Genomic DNA, 1,316 nt, shown 5'->3' with positions numbered 1-1,316 from the left:
TTGGCATCACCAACAACAAAAACACTCATTATTATAAGCGATTTGCCTGAGGGAAGTCGTTTGTCAGCAGGCGTGGATAATGGCGATGGGAGCTATAGTTTAGCCCCAGACGATCTTGATGATCTATTTTTTATCCCAAGTCCGCATAGTGGCGATGACGTTCGTTTATCGGTCAGTGTTATTGAGTATGAAGAAATTTCATCCGACCAAGACACTTCTGTAAATGACGAGTTTACCCTTACTCAAGAGGTGGCAGTTGACAGCGTGTCTATCGTTGAGATTGGTCGTGTTGATACGAACCTTGATATAAAAGTTGAAGCTATCGCCGATGCTCCGCTTGTGGTGACGCAACAGGCAGAGGGTAACGAGGATACTGCTATCGATCTGAATATCTCGACATCTTTAGTTGATGGTGATGGTTCTGAGAAGATTACGTCGATAGTGATAGCTGATGTTCCATTTGGTGCGAGTCTTTCTGCTGGAATAGATAATGGCAATAACACCGAGTCCAGGAGATAATATTGTTAACAGAACAACGAAAATAACTACAATTGGGATATCACATATTGCCTGCGCGGTAGGATGGGTAACAAACTGGCTTATGTTATCAACTTCGGCAACGCGCTGTGACTTGGTCGAAAGTTCAGAGTTGAGCAAATCGATTAGCCGATGGCGTACAATCCTATTAAGTACTTTCGGCTTCATGATGGATGAGAACCGTGTAGACACTTGACACAAGATACGTCCACGAATCAATCTCATCACAAACTCAGATCCGAGTAGTATCAGTGCTCCGATAATACTGCCAATGAGAACTAGGTAAGAACCCGTGGGTAAAACCTGGTCGTAAACCACCATGACTATTAGTGGTACTGACAACGCAAAAAATCCAGTTAACACGCTAGTCAAAAGTACATGAGTTTTTAAAGGTTTGAATCGTGCAAATGTTTCTCGAACATAATCAATATTTCTTGCTTCAAGATGCTCTTTCTCTTCGTCAAAAATAAAGTACATCATCCGCTTGTTAAGCAGCTGACTTTCTCGCATCTCAAGGTAATCATCACCATCGAAAACGTGGTAAATGGAATCACGATCAATTGATTCAACTAGTAACAGCTTTTCATCATCCACAACAAAATAAGGAAATCGTCGACATTCAGATTGGCTTGAAAAAATCTCATCATAATTTCTCAAAAATCCAAGCCGCCCTAACACTTCTGCAAGTTGATCAGTCCGAACAAATGCGTCTCTATAACCAAGGACACGTCTTACAGTTAAACTGTCACCCTCGAAAGCTCTATTTTTCAAAAACCTAA

2 protein-coding genes are annotated in these 1,316 nt (G+C 41.4%); one reads left to right on the top strand and one right to left on the bottom strand.

Features of this window, described 5'->3' with window-relative positions; all coding sequences use genetic code 11:
* Positions 1–519 (top strand): hypothetical protein (locus A3762_RS27790; protein WP_197469392.1); only part of this gene is annotated, 519 nt, incomplete at its 5' end.
* Here the strand turns inward: A3762_RS27790 and A3762_RS28470 are convergent.
* A partial coding sequence (locus A3762_RS28470; protein WP_156493587.1) for an ABC transporter transmembrane domain-containing protein occupies positions 403–1,316 on the bottom strand: 914 nt, incomplete at its 5' end. The two genes, A3762_RS27790 and A3762_RS28470, sit on opposite strands and share 117 nt — an antisense overlap.

The organism is Oleiphilus sp. HI0125 (assembly GCF_001635355.1).
The sequence above is the reverse complement of the archived record's forward strand: the minus strand, read 5'-3'. Positions and strand labels throughout refer to the sequence as shown.